11 protein-coding genes, 1 tRNA gene and 3 pseudogenes are annotated in these 13,623 nt (G+C 55.9%); 12 read left to right on the top strand and 3 right to left on the bottom strand.

What is annotated here, in order from left to right; genetic code table 11:
* Positions 1 to 27: 27 nt before the first annotated feature.
* The 4 genes from HMPREF2967_RS10395 (at position 28) to HMPREF2967_RS10380 (ending at position 1,816) form a co-directional block, all read left to right on the top strand.
* Positions 28 to 834: a thymidylate synthase gene (locus tag HMPREF2967_RS10395; RefSeq protein WP_070597462.1), complete on the top strand. Its 807-nt coding sequence runs from the start codon at positions 28 to 30 to the stop codon at positions 832 to 834.
* A complete protein-coding gene (locus tag HMPREF2967_RS10390) occupies positions 834 to 1,379 on the top strand; it encodes a dihydrofolate reductase (protein WP_070520619.1) in 546 nt (181 codons plus the stop codon). Before HMPREF2967_RS10395 ends, HMPREF2967_RS10390 begins: the two co-directional genes overlap by 1 nt.
* On the top strand, positions 1,379 to 1,672 hold the full coding sequence (locus HMPREF2967_RS10385; protein ID WP_010187687.1) for a mycoredoxin: 294 nt from the start codon (positions 1,379 to 1,381) through the stop codon (positions 1,670 to 1,672). The genes HMPREF2967_RS10390 and HMPREF2967_RS10385 overlap by 1 nt, the downstream gene beginning before the upstream one ends.
* A gap of 71 nt (positions 1,673 to 1,743) precedes the next feature.
* Positions 1,744 to 1,816: transfer RNA gene (locus HMPREF2967_RS10380), tRNA-Arg, on the top strand.
* A gap of 21 nt (positions 1,817 to 1,837) precedes the next feature.
* On the opposite strand, the pseudogene HMPREF2967_RS12885 reads toward HMPREF2967_RS10380, so the two are convergent.
* Positions 1,838 to 2,115: pseudogene (locus HMPREF2967_RS12885) on the bottom strand (IS481 family transposase); the annotation flags it as partial.
* A gap of 140 nt (positions 2,116 to 2,255) precedes the next feature.
* On the opposite strand from HMPREF2967_RS12885, the gene HMPREF2967_RS10370 reads away from it, so the two are divergent.
* From HMPREF2967_RS10370 to HMPREF2967_RS10340, 7 genes and pseudogenes are all read left to right on the top strand, one after another.
* Positions 2,256 to 2,891 (top strand): MptD family putative ECF transporter S component, encoded by a 636-nt coding sequence (locus tag HMPREF2967_RS10370; RefSeq protein WP_012714931.1) that lies wholly within the window; start codon positions 2,256 to 2,258, stop codon positions 2,889 to 2,891.
* The gene (locus HMPREF2967_RS10365; protein WP_070529419.1) at positions 2,888 to 3,613 is read left to right on the top strand and encodes an energy-coupling factor transporter transmembrane component T family protein; all 726 of its coding nucleotides are present in this window, start codon (positions 2,888 to 2,890) and stop codon (positions 3,611 to 3,613) included. The genes HMPREF2967_RS10370 and HMPREF2967_RS10365 overlap by 4 nt, the downstream gene beginning before the upstream one ends.
* Positions 3,610 to 5,079: an ABC transporter ATP-binding protein gene (locus HMPREF2967_RS10360; protein WP_012714930.1), complete on the top strand. Its 1,470-nt coding sequence runs from the start codon at positions 3,610 to 3,612 to the stop codon at positions 5,077 to 5,079. The genes HMPREF2967_RS10365 and HMPREF2967_RS10360 overlap by 4 nt, the downstream gene beginning before the upstream one ends.
* Positions 5,080 to 5,086: 7 nt before the next feature.
* A complete protein-coding gene (locus tag HMPREF2967_RS10355) occupies positions 5,087 to 6,835 on the top strand; it encodes an ABC transporter ATP-binding protein (protein WP_070529421.1) in 1,749 nt (582 codons plus the stop codon).
* Positions 6,828 to 8,600, top strand: a complete 1,773-nt coding sequence (locus HMPREF2967_RS10350) for an ABC transporter ATP-binding protein (RefSeq protein ID WP_029158873.1) — start codon at positions 6,828 to 6,830, stop codon at positions 8,598 to 8,600. Before HMPREF2967_RS10355 ends, HMPREF2967_RS10350 begins: the two co-directional genes overlap by 8 nt.
* Positions 8,601 to 8,975: 375 nt before the next feature.
* Positions 8,976 to 9,098, top strand: a pseudogene (locus HMPREF2967_RS10345) (transposase); the annotation flags it as partial.
* 2 nt (positions 9,099 to 9,100) lie between these two features.
* Positions 9,101 to 9,640 (top strand): annotated as a pseudogene (locus HMPREF2967_RS10340) (IS256 family transposase); the annotation flags it as partial.
* A 123-nt stretch (positions 9,641 to 9,763) separates the two neighbouring features.
* Here HMPREF2967_RS10340 and HMPREF2967_RS10335 read toward each other — a convergent pair.
* Positions 9,764 to 11,986, bottom strand: coding sequence for a LamG-like jellyroll fold domain-containing protein (locus HMPREF2967_RS10335; protein WP_070686351.1), 2,223 nt, complete (start codon positions 11,984 to 11,986; stop codon positions 9,764 to 9,766).
* Between the two features lie 126 nt (positions 11,987 to 12,112).
* Here HMPREF2967_RS10335 and HMPREF2967_RS10330 point away from each other — a divergent pair, with 126 nt between their 5' ends.
* Positions 12,113 to 12,541 carry an OsmC family protein gene (locus tag HMPREF2967_RS10330; RefSeq protein WP_070531604.1) on the top strand — a complete coding sequence of 143 codons (429 nt, stop codon included), beginning with the start codon at positions 12,113 to 12,115 and terminating at the stop codon, positions 12,539 to 12,541.
* 32 nt (positions 12,542 to 12,573) lie between these two features.
* On the opposite strand, the gene HMPREF2967_RS10325 is transcribed toward HMPREF2967_RS10330, so the two are convergent.
* Complete coding sequence (locus HMPREF2967_RS10325) at positions 12,574 to 13,557, bottom strand: hypothetical protein (RefSeq protein ID WP_232748466.1); 984 nt, start codon at positions 13,555 to 13,557, stop codon at positions 12,574 to 12,576.
* Positions 13,558 to 13,623: the final 66 nt, after the last annotated feature.

Genomic DNA, 13,623 nt, shown 5'->3' with positions numbered 1-13,623 from the left:
GCGTGGCACGGGCGCAAGAGCGCTATCATGGCGACCATGATTGAGACTCCGTACGAGGACCTCCTGCGCCGCGTCCTGGAAGAAGGCGCTCCCAAAGGCGACCGCACTGGCACCGGCACCCTCTCCCTGTTCGGTGCCCAGCTTCGCTATAACCTGGCGGAGTCTTTTCCCCTGCTGACCACCAAGAAGGTCTACTTCCACGGCGTGATTGGTGAGCTGCTGTGGTTCCTGCGCGGTGACTCCAACGTGAAGTGGCTCCAGGAAAACAAGGTCCGTATCTGGAACGAGTGGGCCGATGAGGACGGTGAGCTGGGCCCCGTCTACGGCGTGCAATGGCGCTCCTGGCCCACGCCGGATGGCCAGCACATCGATCAGATTCAGGTCGCGCTCGATACCCTGAAAAACAACCCGGATTCGCGCCGCAACTTGGTCTCCGCGTGGAATGTGTCTGAGCTGGACAAGATGGCGCTCATGCCCTGTCACTTGCTTTTCCAGCTCTACGTCGCCGACGGCAAACTCTCCATGCAGGTCTACCAACGCTCGGCGGACATGTTCCTCGGTGTCCCCTTCAACTTGGCCTCCTACGCGGCGCTGACTCACATGTTTGCGCAGCAAGCAGGTTTAGAGGTAGGCGAGCTCATCTGGACCGGTGGGGATTGCCACATCTACAACGACCACATCGAGCAGGTTAAGGAACAGCTCTCCCGCGAGCCCCGCGAGTACCCGCAGCTCAAGCTCCACAAGGCCGAAAGCCTCTTTGACTATGACTTCGATGATTTTGAGGTCATCGGCTACGACCCCCACCCCACCATCAAGGCGCAGGTGTCCGTTTAATGCTGGGCGCAATCTGGGCTCAATCCCTCGACGGGGTCATTGGTGACGGCGTGGTCATGCCCTGGCACGTGCCGGAGGACCTCAAGCACTTCAAAGAGGTCACCATGGGCGCGCCTGTCATCATGGGCCGCAAGACGTGGGAGTCCCTCAACCCCAAGTTCCGCCCGTTGCCAGGCCGGGAGAACATTGTGCTGTCCAGCCGTCAGCCGGGCGAATGGTCCGCGGGTGCCACCGTGGTGGACAACCTCGACGCCGCACTTGACGCCACGCTTGACGACGCCTGGATCATCGGCGGCGGCCAGCTCTACAGCTCCGCCCTCGACCGCGTGGATACAATCGAGCTCACCCTCATGGGTGTACAAGTCGGCGATGCCTACGGCGCAGATGCCGTCCTGGCCCCGAGCGTTCCGGAGGAATTCAGCCTATCTGCCGATAGTGACTGGCTGACCTCCGAATCAGGCCACCTCACCATTCCCGGCCAGCCGCCCAGCGAGCTGCCGATGAAATACCGTTTCCTCACCTACGACAGAAAGGCTGCTGCTTAATGAGCACCAACGTTGCCACTCCCGAAACCACTGAGCACGTCACCATCTTCTTCGCCGATTGGTGCCCGTTCTGTGCCAAGCTGATCAAAAACCTGGACCGCACCGAAACCCCATACGAGCTCGTCAACGTCGAAGCGGATTCCCCCGACACCGCCGACATCAACGCCTGGATCGAGTCCGTCAACGACGGCAACCGCATCGTGCCCACCGTCCTCTACTCCGACGGCACCCACGCCACCAACCCTTCCGCCAGCGAGGTCCGCGCCAAGTACGCGGAGCTGGCCGGCGAATAAACGAAAGGCGACGCATTTAACGCCGCCCCACGCGGGGCTGCTAGTCTTACCTAGGTGCGCAACGCACCCCCGCCCCAGTAGCTCAGGGGATAGAGCACGGCTCTCCTAAAGCCGGTGTCGGAAGTTCGAATCTTCTCTGGGGCACGCTGTGAAGTCTCGAGACATCGTTCCGGTCGGTGTCTCGAGATTTTTTAGTTGCCCCGACTGGGGTTGAGTTCGTTGTCTTTCTAGTTGTAGTAGATCTTTTCTTCGGTGAGTGTGTAGGCGGCGATTTGTGCCCCAGTGATGGCTATTTTGACGTCGACGTGGTTGTCGATGCAGACCATGGTGATTGGTTCCCCGCCCCATCTGCGTCCGATGTAGAGGCGGCGTAGTTTGCCTCCCCATCGCAGGGTTGTCTTGCCGTTGGTGCCGATTTTGTCGGTACTTAGTCGGTAGTCGTGGTCTGGTTTGATGTCTACTTATCTGCATTCACCCCCATTAAGGGTGAATCTTCAGATCAAAACTTGAAATGTTTTATAAACAGTATTACCTAACTTAGGTAAGCCTTACCTTTCCTGCTGTTCATAAATCGAGGTTTACTATGACCCAACAGTCCTCTACGCCCGCACGGAGTGCAAGCTCATCCAGTGGGTCGACGGCACGTTTAAACACCAGAGATCTCATCAACGCTGGCATCTTTGCTGCACTTTACTTTGTAATCACCTTTGTAAGCGGAATGATTGGATTCGCAGGACCACAATTCATGTTTATTGGATGGTTCATCGCGGCAATCGCAAACGGAATCGTGCTAGCGCTTTATGCCGCCCGCACGCCCAAAATGGGTGCTTTCACCCTCGTCGGTGGTATTAACGGACTAGCATTCATGCTCACCGGACACTACTTCTGGACCCTGCTGGGAAGCATAATTCTAGGGTTTATCGCGGATTTGATTATTACAAAAAGCCACCTCAGTATTGCCAAATCCTTCCCTATTGCCTACAGCGTCTTCTGTGTCTGGATTTCTATGCCTTTTATCCCGCTAATTCTGGATACGGACTCCTACTACGTCGATATCGCAGACCAAATGGGTCAAGAATATGCCGATGCCATGTCGGATATCTTCCAGCCATGGACCATTGGAGTACTGGCCATTTGTGCGCTCATCGTCGGCTTTATCGGAGGAAAGGTCGGAGTTCGCGTCAGCCGCAAACACTTTGAAAGCGCTGGTCTCCTGTGAGCCTGCCAAAACAGGGCGTGCTTCATCGATCTTCGATCGATCCACGGACCGTGCTGCTTTCTGTTCTAGTAATCAATGCGGTAGCTCTCAGCCACGGCCACCTACCGACACTGCTGATTTCTATCGCTTTCAGCTCCATCGCACTAGCTACAGTAAAGCCACACTATGGTCTTATTTGCCTGTTCGCTTTTGCATTATCCTATCTAGGGTACTGGGGCCTATTACAGCTTCCTGGCTCCACATTTTTCGCTTTTTCAGCGGCAATTTTTTCGTGGCTAAGCCGTTTTGTCATCAGCATGTCCATCGGCACATTCGGCTTGCTCACTCTCACACCATCCACGTTGACCTCAGCACTGCGGGACCTGCGTTTACCAGGCTGGGCCACCATTCCACCGGCGGTATTCCTGCGCGTTTTGCCGATCATCGTGGCAGAAGCCAAAGCCATCCGCGATGCCATGGTCCTTCGGGGTCTCCAGCCTGGAGTAAAAAGCTGGATCACACAGCCCACACAATCGTCCGCGATGTTGATCATCCCCTTATTAGGTGCCGTCGTCCGCGCTGGTGATGAGCTCGCTGCCTCTGCTCTTGTCCGGGGATTGGGAGGACCCGCACGCCCAACCACCACCGCCGATCTTTCCTTCAAGCTTGTCGATGCAACTGCACTAGCTGGGTTGGGCCTCGTTGTTGCCTCTGTCTGGCTTCCCACGGAGGTCCACTTATGAACGAACGCAGTATCGCAACCAGTGTAGACGCCCACAACGTTTCTTTTACATATCCATTGGGAGCTCGGCCAGGTATTCAAGGTGTATCTGATGTGTCTTTTTCTGTCTCTCCAGGACAGTGTCTACTGATTACCGGTGATTCCGGATCGGGAAAGTCCACGGTACTCAAGTTGATCAACGGACTCATCCCCCATTTCAATCCAGGAGAGCTACTAGGCACCATCACTATTATAAAGGATGACCAGGCTTTTACCCCTGCGGAAGAACCGCTGTCCCGAGCCATCGAGTTCAGCGCCTCAGTATTCCAGAATCCAAGGACACAATTTTTCACTGAAAGCGTCAATGCAGAATTGGCCTTCGGGCTAGAAAACCTTGGTGTAGATCCCAAAGAAATTGAGTCGAGGATTCAATCAGCGGTCGAGCTACTAGGCATTAACGATCTTCGGGGCCGGCGATTCAAAGAATTATCCGGTGGGCAGTTACAAACCGTGGCATGCGCATGCGCGCTTGTGTCCCCGGGCAGTCTCGTGCTTCTCGATGAACCCACGTCCAATCTCTCTATGGAAAGCATCGATATTCTTGCACGCGTGCTACACCGCTTGAAGGAATTAGGCACAACGATCATTATCGCTGATCACCGTCTCTTTTTCTTAAAAGATATCGCTGACCAAGTTATTTACTTGACTCAGGGAAAAATAACGCGGAGTTTCCGCGCTCAGGAGTTTTATGCCTTAGACGAACCCGAACGCAAACAATTGGGGCTACGCAGCTTACACCATGTTCCCCTGCCCGCGAGCGTGCCGGTACCACCCACGCTCGAAAACGCCGATCCCCAGCGGAGCGGACTCGAGCTAAGCAACATCTGTTTTTCTTATGGCGCACATGAGGTATTAAACATTGACCACGCATTTTTCCCCAGCGGCGAAGTCACCGCCTTAATCGGGCCCAACGGCGCTGGAAAAACCACCCTCGCCAGGATCATTTGTGGTCTTGCTTCTCCCAAACGCGGCGGTAGTCTCCGTTTGAACAGCAAACGAGTAGGAGCGGCTGCCCGCAGACGTGCCGCGTACATGGTGATGCAAGATGTTGGCCGCCAATTATTCGCAGCCACCACCGAAGAAGAAGTCACGCTCGGACTGGCAAAGAAGAAGCGGGACCACATCGATGTCAATGAGATTCTCCATCGCCTCGATCTGGCAGGAATGGCCCAACGGCATCCGCAGTCTCTGTCCGGTGGGCAACGGCAACGCTTAGCCATAGCTTCAGCCCAAGCCGAGCAAGCAGCGATCTACATCTTCGATGAACCTACCTCTGGCGTGGGCTGGCGCCAACTGCAATCCATCTCTGCGCTACTTCGATCTCTTGCAGCAAGCGGAGCAGTGGTCATCGTCATCACCCATGACCACGAATTCATCCAAGAATCAGTCACCAGAATCATCGATATGACTGACATCAACAAGAATTGAGAAAGAAATGTCTGAACTAAAACAAAGTTCCACAGAATCAAGCAGAACCCACGCACCAGAATCACACGGTGCGTCACCGGAAGAAGAGGCTCGCGCAAAACTAAAAGCCGGCCAGGTCGCTCTAAAAAAACTACTGGCCCCAGTGCAAACAACCATCTACTTCGCACAGTTTCTCGCGCTTATATCCTCGGTACTCGCCGTAGCACCCTACGTCGCGTTGGTGGCACTGGGAAATGCTCTAATCGACGGCAATACTGATGACGTCGCGTCCATTGTGAAATGGCTACTTGCTGCATTTTTGGGCCAGCTATTCTTCTATTTCCTTGCCCTTGCAATCACCCACTTCGCTGATGCAAAGTTGGTGGGGATTAACCGGCGCCGAATTATTACCGCTATTGCGAAAGCACCACTCTCGTGGTTTAGCCAGACTAATTCCGGCAAAGTCCGCAAAGCCGTCGAGGACGATACGTTAACTCTGCACACCCTGACAGCCCATGCTCCTGTAGAGAAGGTCGCCGCGATCTTTACGCCCCTCGCGCTTCTGGTTTATGCCTTTATCTTGGATTGGCGCCTTGGTCTACTTTCTATTGCCACTGTGCCCATTTTCCTAGCAATCCAAGCATATTCAATGAAAGATATGGGCACAAAAACTGCGGAAATGGATAATTATCTGGGTGAGGTCTCTGCGACTGCGGTGGAGTTCTCCGAAGGTATTTCCGTCGTCAAGGCTTTCGGCACCGTTGGCAAAGCCCACGCTCGATATCGCGAAGCTGCCCAAAAATTCGCGGAATTCTATTACGAGTGGGTACGTCCGCTTCTGCGTGTTTCCGCAATCTCAGAGTCTGTGGTGGCGGTTCCTGTCCTCATCCTTATCAATCTAGGAGTCGGTTCCCTGCTGATAGCTGGTGGCTATGTCACGGTCGCTGAAGTCATCGCAACAACGTTAATTGCGCTGGTGCTCCCGGGCACGATTCAAACCGTCGGCCAAATGATGTGGTCTTACCAGCTCGCTGGCAATGCGGCGTTGCGCCTTGATGAAGTCATGACAATTTCCCATGTGAAAGAAGGCCAAAAGAGCCTCGACGCCAATAGTCAAGACATGGAGGTGGAGTTCCATAAGGTCAGCTTTAGCTACGCCCCAGACACACCAGTCCTCCAAGACTTTTCTGCGCAACTAAATGCAGGCACTGTCACGGCATTGATTGGCCCCTCCGGGTCTGGCAAATCCACAGCAGCAACGATGTTGGCGCGTTTCCAGGATCCAGATTCGGGCACAATCACTATCAACAACGTGGATATCCGTGATCTCACTTTCGACAGTTTGTACCGCACTGTGGCTTTCGTCTTACAAGATCCTCACTTACTGCGTATGAGTATTCGGGAAAACATTCGCCTTGCACGCCCAGAAGCCCGCGATGAAGAGATCTGGCAAGCCGCAGAGGCTGCGCACATAGCTGCTGATATTCGCGCTTTACCGGCTGGGCTCGACACCGTTGTTGGTGAGGACACCTCTTTATCCGGTGGACAACAGCAACGCATTTCTATTGCCCGGGCAATCATTACCAATGCCCCAATCTTGATCCTGGATGAAGCTACTGCGGCAACTGATCCTGACTGCGAAGCAGAAATTCAAGCAGCTCTAGCCACACTCGTCAGAGGCAAGACCGTCTTAGTCATCGCCCACAAGCCGGAGTCCATCCAAGGAGCAGACCAAATAATCTGCCTCAAGCCTATGAAGGATAATTCTCATGTCTAATGCCACTACGCCTGTTAGTTCGCGTCTTCGTGATCCGCTACTCACTCGCAGTGTCAAAAAGCTGCAAAGTCCTGTAGGCCATAAGCTCAATAAAAGGTATGCTTGTCTATCGCTTATCGTTGGCGTGCTTGATGGCCTCGCCGTTCTCACGCTCGTGCCACTTACAAAGGCACTCGATGGGGATACGACGATCGCACCATGGATGTGGACGCTTTTGGCAATTGCGCTCGTAGCTTTTGCGCTACGATTTTTCGCAACCATGGCCTCTTACCACACGGCCTTGGATTTCATCCGAGCCGCGCACACGACTGTGGGCGATAAATTAGCAACGCTACCGCTCGGCTGGTTCGTACCGGCTAATACCGGCGGCCTATCTCGCCTCGTTTCAGATCGCTTTATGGTGGCGGCCGAGACCATTGCGCATATTCAAGGAACGATATACCGCGATAGCGCGGCACTTGTCACCTTGTTAGTAGGAGCGTGTTTCTGGAACCCGAAGCTGGGCTTGGTCCTTCTTATCATCGCACCATTGGCGCTCGTGGTGATGCAGTTGGCTGCATGGATTCGTGAGAAAGCATCGAACCGCGCACTGGGGCCGAGTAAAGAGCTCTCCCAGCGCATCGTAGAATTTGCTAACCGTCAACCAGCCCTGCGCGCGGCAGGACAATCACAAGTTTTTGCGCCACTAGAGCAAGCGCTAGAAATCGACCATAAAGCACGAATACGCGAGCTATGGGTATCCACATTAGCTTTGCTACTCAACGGCATAGTAGTGCAGATCTTCATTGTGGCTCTCATTATGGTCTCCGCGGATCTTGCCGTTGAAGGCGCCCTATCGCCACTAGAAACAATTGCGATCATCGGAATCAGCTTGAGGTTTACCCGCACGCTTGAGCAGCTGGGTTCTTCTTTCGTCGGTTTAGATGCCGGCCGTATCGCGCTCACAGAAACTGAGCTCATCACCGATGCCCCTTCCCTACCGGAACCCACTACTCCGCGCCCAGGCGATGGTTCGGGAAGTGTAGAGCTGCGTAATGTCACGTTTGGATACGGCGATAAACCAGTATTGGTAGATATCGCTTTCCATGCTCGACCAGGCACCGTTACCGCCATTGTCGGTCCTTCTGGCTCCGGAAAGACCACAATTGCGCGCCTTATTTCGCGATTCTGGGATGTAGATTCCGGGGCGGTGATGGTTGACGGCGTAGATATCCGCGAGCTTGGAACCGAACAGTTAATGTCCAGACTGTCCATGGTTTTTCAGGATGTCTACCTCTTCGACGACTCGTTAATCGCTAATATCCGCGTTGGTCGTCCCGACGCCTCCGATGAGGAAGTCTTCCGCGCAGCTGATCTTTCAGGCGTGACTTCTATTGCCAACCGCCTAGGGTGGCATACTCCTGTTGGTGAAGGCGGTCGGCTTCTATCCGGTGGTGAACGCCAGCGCGTATCTGTAGCTCGCGCGCTTCTCAAGCAAGCGCCGATTGTACTCTTTGATGAGGCTACCTCCGCGCTCGATGCAGAAAATGAGGCAAACATTCTTGCTGCGATGGACGAGCTACGGGAGCAATCTACTTTTATTGTCATCGCCCATAAGCTGGATACAATCAAATCTGCTGATCAAATCGTAGTCTTGGATGAACACGGGCAAGTCAGCCAGCTGGGCACGCATTCTGAGCTTTCCGATGTCCCCGGTATCTACCGTCACTTCTGGCAGCAACGCAAAGCAGCACGCGGGTGGAAAATCAGTTCGGGACGCGATTAACGCGGGCACCGAGATCGGCGTTGTTTGCGGGGGCACCCTTCTCCCCCATTACGTTGTTGGCAGTTCCGCTTGAAGGAACTCAGGATTCGTACTCCTAGCCCCATGCTGGGGCAGGTTATGTTTGTCTGCGTTCCTTCTGCCTTGGGGCAGTGGAACTAGTCGCTGGCTTCGGTATGGCTTGTTTTCGTCCCTGTCTGAAAATGATCCGGGGGGTGATGCCGCCGAAGGCAGTGGCATACTCCAGACTGCTAATAGGAACCTGACCCGCACAGAATGTGCGAGGTCTCAAAGTAATGTGGATGCCAGCGTGAAGTATGTCCGACCACCAGCGATGAAATAAGTCCCATACTCATTCAATTCGCTAGGAGGTCTGGCATGACCTACGACTATGTCATCGGCATGGACGTCGGTAAATACTTTCACCACGCTTGCGTCTTAGATATCGACGGCACCCAGGTGCTATCTAAGCGCATCAACCAAAACGAAAAATCCCTGCGCGTGAGGTAGCTGACTGGGGTGTATTGCTCCATAACTTCAACACTGTCTACCGCAGGTGGATGGACGAGAGGACCAGGGTTAAAGACCCTGATACAGGAAATTGGACATGGGTATGGACACATTCCAACGTGCGAAAGGCCTACAACAGTCTGAACCATCTATGGCGCCAAGGCATGCTCTTTGTCTACATCAATCAACCTAAAGGCGTCTTAGAACCTGCCCGCATCAAATCTACGACCAACAGTCTTGAAGGCGGGATTAACGCTCGCCTGAAAGAGATTGCGCGTGCTCACCGGGGCAGAACAAATGAACACCAGCGCAAAATGCTGGACTGGTGGCTGTACCTAAAAACAGAACTGCCCGACGATCCACTACGCATCGCCAGACAGTCCCACTGGGGCCAGGACCAACTCGCCAAAGTATCCATCCTGACCCACACCGAGAACCAAGCCGACCACGAAACAGGACGACCAGCCCTCTACGACAACGGTATCGACACCGAGTACACCCACTCAATCGGCATCCAAAAAGGCCAAATCTAACCCCAGCGACACGCCGAGCCAGACACACATTTTGACCCTTAACCCGCTAAAATCCGCCCAGGGCCATCACAATAGAAAACCCCCCGCCTCAATGTGAGTCGGGGGACGGAGGGTGAACGGTAACTAGTTCAGACCCGGGATCTGCGGCAGCTTCGGCTGCGGGATGTTAAGACCGAAGATGCGGTTGATGGTCGGGATGAGGCCGTAGGCGGCACCGCCGACGACTGCAATGACGGCGATGATGGGGAGGATAACCTTCGCGCCACGGCTGGAGCCTGCGAAGAAGGCCGCAGCCATATCGTCGGCAGAAGGCTCCTTCGTGTTGGTCGGCTTAGAAGGCTTGGTCGGCTCGGTAGGCGTCGTAGTGGAGCTCGACGGCTCTTCCTCCTTCACGGCCGGGCGCGCGGTGAGCCACTCGTCGGAGTCCAGAACGCCCTGGGTCAGGCGGGTCTCACCAATCCAGCCGTACCACGGGTCCTGCGGCTTGCGGCTATCAAAGCCAGCGCCCATAACCCACTGCAGGTCGCGCGGGAGGAGGCCTTCAGCACCCTTGGCGTTGCGCAGGATGGGTGCACCGTTGATGAACATCTCTACGGTGTCGGAATCCGGCTTGTTGACTACGGCGATGTGCATCCACTCCTCGGTGGGAACCTCGTGGGACCAGACAGTCGAACCTTCGCCTTCCTTCGGTTCCGCCCACCAGCGCAGCTCACGGAGGTTAGAAATGCCGAACATGACGGTGGGGTCGGTGTCCTCGGATCCGTCGACAAGCTCAGCGATGCTGGAGTCACGGGAAAGCGCACTCCCCCAGCCGTGTTCAGAGCCGTTGAAATCCTTCGGGATCTTCACGAAGGACTCGAAGGTGTAGCCCGCGGAGGTATCGACCTTGTTGATCTCAGCGCCTTCCTTGGATCGGAACTCCGCCATCGCAGCCTTGCCGGCTGGGTCGGACCAGTAGAGGGAGCCGGAATCAGAGGACAGCGGGTGGTGATCCTTGGTGTAAGTGATGCGCTCACCCGTGTTGGAAGGACCACCCTCGCGAACGAGGTCACCGGCACCATCAGCACCGAAGACATCCGGAATGACTGCGCCTTCGGTGGCCACGTCGCCGTCGGCAAGCTGCTTGCCGTCCGTGTTCTTGGTCTGCCCCGGGCGCCAGTGGAAGACGGTCTTGTCGGACTTCACGAAGTCATTCGGGCCCTCCGGCAGCTGGTCCTTCGGGATGGTGTACGGGGTGTAGCCTTCCTCAGCGATGTCGCGGGCCTTCTGACCGAGGTCCGGGTCGTTTTCATCGCCAATGGTCCAGTCCGGGGCGAAGTCAGCGAAACGCTCCTTGAAGTTGAGCGGCACGTGATAGCTATCGCCTGTGCCGTCGAGGATGAGCTTGTCGAACTGCGTGAGCTCCTTCGCTGGTTTCTGCGCGACCCACGGGGACAGGGCGGTCATCTCCAGCTCATTGCCGCTCAGGTCGAACTCGAGCACGCCGAGCAGACCGTTACCGCCCTGGTAAGCCATCTGGTAGTCCTGCAGGATGCCGATGACGTCGTGGCCTGCATCGTTCTTGTCCACGCGGTAGCCCGCGCCGTGGTGGTGGCCGCCCATGGTCAAGAAGATCTGGTCGTTCTTCTTAATGAACTTGTCCCACAGGCCCTGGCCATAGTCATCGGAGTAGAAAACCTCGCCAGCACCATCGAGGTTGAGCACCTCGTGGCTGGTGAGGATGACCGGCAGGTCCGGGTGCGCATCGAGAACGCCTTGCGCCCACTCCAGAGCCGCATCATCCGCGCGCCAGCCCAGCGCCAGGACCAGGTACTTCTGGCCCTCGGCCTCAAAAATGTGGTACTCGGAGTCATTGTTGACCGCGGTGTGGCGCTCTTGGAAGGTTTCCGGGTTGGCGGTCTTGGCGCGCTCGGCACTGAAGTAGACGTCGTACGGGTGCGCTGACTTATCCTCAATCATGTCGTGGTTGCCCGGCAAGATGGAGTAGTTCAGGTCGGAATCATCGAGGACCTTCATCGCCTCATCAGCAACCTTCCACTCCCCCTCGACGTCCGCCTGGTCCACCACGTCACCGAGGTGGGTAGCGAAGTCCATGTTGAGCGCCTGCTGGTTCTTCACCAGCCACTCGGTCTGCGCCTTAAAAGGCTCGCTACCGTAGCGCGCTTGCGCCAGGTTGCCGGTTTCCGGGGTGGAGTAACGGGAATAGAACTGAGTATCCGGCAGCACACCGATGCTGAAGCGCGAACCTAGGCCTTCCACCGACTCATCGGCAGAAGCAGGGACAATAAGGAACGTACCGGCCACCGAGGCGGTGACCACGGTGCCGAGCAGGCGGCGAGAAGCCATAGTTCTTCCAATCACAGTGAATAAAGCCAAAAGAGACATAAGAAATGTATTCTCCATAGCTTTCCCTCACGTAACGACCGCATGAACGCACGTTTAAATGATTACCCGCCGCTAGGATGAACGCTCATGAGCAATATCACTAAGAAATACAACGTCGACGTCACCCGCGTTGATACCGGTCGCTACCGCGCCACGAACACTGCGGGCGCGACCCTCGAATTCGGCACGGGCGACGGACTGCTAAGTCCGGTCGAGCTGTTGCTCGCTGCCGTGGCGGGCTGCTCGGCCGTGGACGTCGACGTGGTCACCTCCCGGCGCACGGAGCCGGAGCTTTTCGACGTCCACGTAGAAGGCACCCGCGTCAACGAGGACGGCGCCTCAAGGCTTAGCGACGTCAACGTGGAATTCTCCCTCCGCTTCCCCGATACCGATGCCGGCCGTCAGGCCCAGTCCATGGTGGAGCGCCTCGTGCGCATCTCCCACGAGAAGGACTGCACCGTCTCCCGCACGGTAGAAAACCCCACCAACGTCACGTTCCGCACGACCCAGCCCTAAGCCCACTCCGCTTTAAGCGCCTTTAGAGCGCTTTAAGCGAAAGGGTTATCGTCGCGCGAAGGGTTCTCCTCCCACGATTCAACGAAGGGGTTGTCCATGGCTTGCTGCATAGTGTGGGAGCCATCCCCGAATGGGTTGTGCCCGGCATCGGAGCGCTGGCGGCGGTAGCGCTCCAGATCCGCCTGTGCCATATAGCCCAGCTCTTCGCCGTCCACCACGATCCAGGGAAGCGGGTTCGGATCCACCATACGGCGCGGCTGCCCTTGGTGTGGCGAGGACAACATGGTGCGGATATCCGTCCGAGCCTGGTCCAGTTCCCCAAGATCCTTTGGACTCATTGAGGTTTTAATAGTCTTGCCGCCGCCGGTTCCAACCACCTCAGCCTTGAGCATGCTAAAAGAAAAGACTCCTGAAGGAATCGAGGGATTGCGCATGTCCACCTTGTCGAAGGCAAGGACGTCGTCATCGTCGAAAACCAGGATGAGCCCTTGCGGGGTGATGTACACCCAGGCCTCGTGCTGCATATCGACGTCTACCCGGTAAAACCCAATGAGCGGCTCGTCCGGCTCCAGCAGCCCATAGGCGTTGAGTTGTATCGTTCCCACACCACCACACTGCGCAAAGCCGTGATCCCACAGGTAGTGCATCTGACCTTGCAGCAACACTTCCCACAAGCCACGAATGAAGTCAGACAGGAGAGCGCCGTACTTATTGGCTAGCGGCTTGTGGATGCGCAGGTAGCCCGAGCGGATCTCAAACACGATCGGGTACGTCAGGGGCAGTGATTCGACGAAAGCCTCATCGATATGCAGGCGGCCATTATTCGCCTCGATGAATTCTTCCGCGGGGAAAAGATGCTCCACCACGAGGGTGTTTCCTTCTTCACGGGTATCGAGGATCCACTGAGAGTTCCGACGGCAGTTCTCGATGTAACCCTGAAGCACCGCTTGCACCTCAGCATCGCTGAACTGCTGGTGGTTCAGCCGGAACACGCTGTCGCCCTGAATGAAACGCATTCTCAGCTCTTCAGCCATACTTATTCCTCCGTCTTATGGGGCTCCGTGCACGTTTATGGCTCTGCG

Origin of the sequence: Corynebacterium sp. HMSC059E07, assembly GCF_001814395.1 — a bacterium.
Lineage (GTDB): Bacteria > Actinomycetota > Actinomycetes > Mycobacteriales > Mycobacteriaceae > Corynebacterium > Corynebacterium hesseae.
This window is presented reverse-complemented; position numbering and strand designations above follow the sequence as displayed.

Coding starts and splice junctions, on each gene's coding strand:
- HMPREF2967_RS10325 (WP_232748466.1), bottom strand. CDS start 13,557: ATGCGTTTCATTCAGGGCGACAGCGTGTTCCGGCTGAACCACCAGCAG.
- HMPREF2967_RS10370 (WP_012714931.1), top strand. CDS start 2,256: ATGACCCAACAGTCCTCTACGCCCGCACGGAGTGCAAGCTCATCCAGT.
- HMPREF2967_RS10395 (WP_070597462.1), top strand. CDS start 28: ATGGCGACCATGATTGAGACTCCGTACGAGGACCTCCTGCGCCGCGTC.
- HMPREF2967_RS10385 (WP_010187687.1), top strand. CDS start 1,379: ATGAGCACCAACGTTGCCACTCCCGAAACCACTGAGCACGTCACCATC.
- HMPREF2967_RS10390 (WP_070520619.1), top strand. CDS start 834: ATGCTGGGCGCAATCTGGGCTCAATCCCTCGACGGGGTCATTGGTGAC.
- HMPREF2967_RS10350 (WP_029158873.1), top strand. CDS start 6,828: ATGTCTAATGCCACTACGCCTGTTAGTTCGCGTCTTCGTGATCCGCTA.
- HMPREF2967_RS10355 (WP_070529421.1), top strand. CDS start 5,087: ATGTCTGAACTAAAACAAAGTTCCACAGAATCAAGCAGAACCCACGCA.
- HMPREF2967_RS10335 (WP_070686351.1), bottom strand. CDS start 11,986: ATGGCTTCTCGCCGCCTGCTCGGCACCGTGGTCACCGCCTCGGTGGCC.
- HMPREF2967_RS10360 (WP_012714930.1), top strand. CDS start 3,610: ATGAACGAACGCAGTATCGCAACCAGTGTAGACGCCCACAACGTTTCT.
- HMPREF2967_RS10330 (WP_070531604.1), top strand. CDS start 12,113: ATGAGCAATATCACTAAGAAATACAACGTCGACGTCACCCGCGTTGAT.